5 protein-coding genes are annotated in these 4,771 nt (G+C 24.6%); 2 read left to right on the top strand and 3 right to left on the bottom strand.

What is annotated here, in order from left to right; genetic code table 11:
* Both WC356_07420 and WC356_07415 read left to right on the top strand, forming a co-directional pair.
* A partial coding sequence (locus WC356_07420; GenBank protein MFA5382972.1) for a 3'-5' exonuclease occupies positions 1–2,080 on the top strand: 2,080 nt, incomplete at its 5' end.
* 38 nt (positions 2,081–2,118) lie between these two features.
* A complete protein-coding gene (locus WC356_07415) occupies positions 2,119–2,853 on the top strand; it encodes a hypothetical protein (GenBank protein ID MFA5382971.1) in 735 nt (244 codons plus the stop codon).
* 360 nt (positions 2,854–3,213) lie between these two features.
* Here WC356_07415 and WC356_07410 read toward each other — a convergent pair whose 3' ends face one another.
* The 3 genes from WC356_07410 to WC356_07400 all read right to left on the bottom strand — a co-directional run.
* A complete protein-coding gene (locus WC356_07410; GenBank protein MFA5382970.1) occupies positions 3,214–3,696 on the bottom strand; it encodes a DUF134 domain-containing protein in 483 nt (160 codons plus the stop codon).
* Positions 3,697–3,783: 87 nt separating this feature from the next.
* Positions 3,784–4,302 (bottom strand): hypothetical protein, encoded by a 519-nt coding sequence (locus WC356_07405; protein ID MFA5382969.1) that lies wholly within the window; start codon positions 4,300–4,302, stop codon positions 3,784–3,786.
* Between the two features lie 56 nt (positions 4,303–4,358).
* On the bottom strand, positions 4,359–4,771 hold a 413-nt coding region (locus WC356_07400), incomplete at its 5' end, for a hypothetical protein (protein ID MFA5382968.1).

Genomic DNA, 4,771 nt, shown 5'->3' with positions numbered 1-4,771 from the left:
CTATGAATTTTATGAAACAGAGAAAACAAATTTAGATTATTCAGATATGCTTTTGGAATTTAAAAGCATAAAAAATAAGCCGAAATTTAAACATGTTTTAATTGATGAATTGCAGGATGTCAATATAATAGAAGCAGATATAGCTTTAGAATCAGGGGAAACTTTTTTTGCAGTAGGAGATAAAAAACAGGCAATTTTTGGATTTCAAGGAGGTTCAATTTTGAATTTTGAAAAATTCAAAAATTCAAAGAAGTTTATATTATCAGAAAATTTTAGAAGTACAAATGAGATATTATATTATGCAAAAGAATATTTTTCATCAAAAACAAAAGATGAAATCCATAAAGAAGATTTAAAGAGTCTTAATAATCCAGAAAACCCAAAAGGAATAAAACCAATAATCTATTCAACTGAATATGATTCTTATGAAGCAACAGGCACCTTACTTAAACAAATAGGAGAAAAAGATATCGCAGTTATAGTGAGGACTAATAATCAAATGATAGGTTTATCAAAAACACTGCAAAAAATGGGGATTAAACATAGTTCAACTTCTTCAAAATCTTCTTTTGATGCAAAAAATTCAATTATCACATTTATAAAAGGAGTTTTAAGTGAAGATTTTGATGAGATTAAAAATGCAATGTTTACTCCTTTTTTTCCTATAAGTTTAAAAGATGCGTTAAATTGTAAAAAAGAAAATATTGATATTTTATGTCCAAAGTTTAAACAGATGAAAGAAGAGATTAACTCTTTAGAGGATATAAACCTTCTTTTTGATAAAATTATTTTTCCAATTTCTATGTCTTATGGAAAAGATTATCTTATTACAGCTATAATTTTAAAAAATTCATTTAATGAAGCAATAACTTTTTTAAAAAATAAAACCTTAAATAACCTTATAGATTATTTAAAAAGTTCTGATTTGTCAAATCGTGAAGATCCTTCAAAAGATATAGGAGTAATGTTAATAACTATTCATAAATCTAAAGGTATGCAGTGGGATAAGGTTATTTATTTGCCTAAAAAAATAAAAGACAATAGTAATTTTCAAGATGAAGTTGTAAAAACGATATTGAATATAAAGGGAATAAAAGCAGAGGAGGAATTAGAAGAAGAAGCATTGAGAATGGATTTTGTTGCTTTAACAAGAGCAAAACAAGAAATATATATTATACCAGAAAAAATTGAAGAGTATATAAATGATTTTTCAGATTTGAACACAGATTTAGAAATCGAAAAAATAGAAAACACTAATTTTTCTGAAAAATTAAAACAGGCATATTCTCTTTTTGTGAATGGAGATATAGAAAAGTCAAAAGAATTATTAGAAGATAAAAAACCATGGGTTTTAAAATTTATAACACAACATTTTGAAGATTTAAATAAATTATCATATACTTCTTTAAATGCTAATCCAGAAAGATATTTAACAAATAATATATTAAAACTTAAAACATTTTCTGATGCAGCGCAAATGGGTTCAAAAGTTCATAAATATGCTGAATTATTATTAAAAGGAGAAGAATTTGAAATAGAGCAAGGATTTGAAAAGTATATTGAAAATATAAAAACATTAATTAATGAGATAAAAAAAGAATACCCTGAATTTTTAAACACAGAAGAATATTTTCAAGTGGAATTAAAAGATTTAATGGAAACTGATAAAAATCTTTTATTTACTGGAAAAATAGATGGAATATTCAAAAAAGGAGAAAAATACCTTATTATTGATTGGAAAACAGATAGAGAAATAGGAAATAATTCACATCATAAGAGGCAATTAGAAGTATATAAACACGTATTTTCTAAATTACATAATATCCCTTTGGGGGATATAAAAGTTGCTTTATGTTATATTGGTTTAAGACCAATTATAAATTTGGGGGAGATATCTTGTGAAATATGCTGGGCTCAACCACAAATGAGAGTATTTTATACAACTATTAGTCATATCCAAACAATACTTAACTGGAAAGAAAATCCAGAATCTTTCTTAAAAGAATTAGAAAATAAAAACACCTTTGATCCAGTAGTATATGCTTTAATAGAACAGTACAGAAGTGAGAAACAGAGTTAAGAAAGGTTTTAAAACATATAAATGTATATATTATGCTTATGCCAAGAGCAAATTGTTCTCATAATGGGAAAAAAACAAAAAATGATTTTCCTAGGAGAGATAAATATAATTATGGTGCAATATTTTTACAGAATCAACTACCTCTTTATGAAAAGTTGGATAATTTAATTTTAGAAAATAAAGTTTTAAAAGCATTTGAAGAATTACAAAAAAATATAATTTCAAAAAAAGCTACAAAAGAAGATATTATTCATTTTGCATGTCAAATCAGGTACACTGAAAATAAATTATATTTAGAAAAATTATTTAGATTAGCTAAAAAACATAATTTATTTTCTGTTCCTTTATATGGTATTATGTTTAATTATTTTTATAATAATTGCGAACATAATGTGATTATAAAGATATATGAAAGATTAGATATTTATTCACAAAAAGATTTAGGCATCACTTGTATTTATTTAAATGCATTAAGAAAATTAAAACAATATCATAAAGCAATTAAATTCTTAAATATATTAACTGAAACAAATTATATGATTGAAAATCAAATTGGTTTAGATGAATATTTTTGTTTATTAATAATAAAAGCATACTGTTTAAAAGATTATGAAAATGAAAATAGAGAAAGGATATATCTTAATGAATCTTTTGATTTATTTAAATATATTTTAAAAAATATTAATAAAAAACATGATAAATATACCTGGGCTTTGTGTGGTTTTGTTTTTTGTATTAATGAAAATTTACAACGAAGAACTTCCTTTGCCTAAAGGCAAAGGTATAGTTCATTCGTTGTAAATATATCAAATTCGGCAATTCCTCCAACACCTAAAGGTGTTGGTTTCCTTGCCGAATTTTATATGAAAATCCTTCTTTTGCAAAAGATATAAGTTTATTTAATTTAAAGAAGAGTTAGAAAAAAGTTTATATTATTTGGAATTAGATGGGTATAAAGATAATCATGGTACACTTAAGGATATAGATGATGCTTTATATTTAATAAATGAGATGTTGAGTTTTACTATATAATAACTTAATAAATGTAAAATTTAAGAATAGTGGAATTCAAAACCATTGATTAATGAGATTAATTAAAGAAATAAAATAAATTTGAAGGCAAATGCCCCCAATTAATCAAGTCTTCTATTTTGTCCTCTTCTAAATCCACGTCCACAAGGTCCTAATCCTCTACCTTGTCCTCTATTTATATTTTGTTCAGTATTTTGTATTGTATTTTTATCTTGTGGTGGATTACATCCCCCTCTTCCTCTATTTGCTCTTATTCCTTTTCCTGAACCGTCTCTTTTTGGTACTCCTTTTTCTTCAGTCATATATTCACCTCCTTTAATCTTGATTGCTTTGCCATTGCAAAGTGCATCAGCAATTTTATTATGCGCTGAATGTAATAATCTATGCAAAGTAGGCTGTGATATTTCCATCTTTTCAGCAGCTTTAATCTGTTCAATATTTTCATTATCAACTAATCTAATAGCTTCAAATTCATCAACTGTTAATTGTATTATATCAGTATCGCGTATGCGCACACCAGATGGTTTGAAATAATCAACATTTGGTTCGCATCTTACACGCCTGCATCTTTTTGGTCTTACCATAATGAATATATATTCATAACTCTTTAAAAAGGTTTCGGTTTGATTAAAATTTTCAGAAGTAAAAAGAAGAAAAGAAAAAAGTTAAATTTAAGGAAAACAAAACTGAGATTTATTTGTCATATTTTTATATGTTTCATCATCTTGTTTTTGTATTCTTTTTATTAGTTTTATATATCTTAAACATAATTCAAATATTTTTTTGCCATTTTCTTTGTTTTTTAAGTATTTTTTTAATAATTCTTTTTCATAATCAATTTCTCCTTTTTTGTTATCTTTTATTTCAATTAAATTTTGAATTATAGTTCTTAATTCATCTTCTAATATACGTAAATCATAATATCCTAAATATGTTCTTTTATTATCTATTTTATAAGTAGTTAAACAATCTCCTGTTTTTGTTATATTTAATTGAACTGGTTCAGAAAAATTATCCGATTTTAAAAGAAAATTGATTTTTTCTAAATAATATTCTGCTTTTTTTTCTAGCATATACGTATCTTCTAGATTTGTTATTAATATTCCGAGTCTTTCAAAAAAAGGAGGCCTATTTCTTTGAAATGTAATATATTTTTCCTCTTTTTTTAAATCTATTTTAATAAATGCCATATTTTTCAACCCCTAAAATTTTTTCAAAAAATTAAAAAATAAAAAAAAATTAAAAATTATTTTCTTTGTTTTATAGCAATAGCCAAATCAAATAACTCCTCGTAATATGTATTAATTATCTTGCCTTTTAGTCTTATTATTTGTTCAGTTGTTCCTTCAATACATACTTTCTTTATCAAATCTTTCCTTTCTTCATTTATGGCATGGTTTGCCATAAATATATAAGAGTCGTCCAAATCTGGGAATACTTCAATTATTTGTTCTACTGTTGCTTTTTGTCCTATCAATTTAATTAACCGATTAAATCTTGAGTCAATGTCTACCCCTCTTTTACTCTCTTTTTTAATTACATCAATTATTTGATCTATTGTTGCATACCAATATAAATATGTTAAAGCATTTTCATAAGTGATTTCTCTTGATATAAAATTAAGAAGATCAATTAATATAGTTGTTGTATCTTTATCCA

It is taken from the genome of Candidatus Micrarchaeia archaeon, assembly GCA_041653315.1.
Taxonomy (GTDB): Archaea; Micrarchaeota; Micrarchaeia; order Anstonellales; family JAHKLY01; genus JAHKLY01.
The sequence above is the reverse complement of the archived record's forward strand: the minus strand, read 5'-3'. Positions and strand labels throughout refer to the sequence as shown.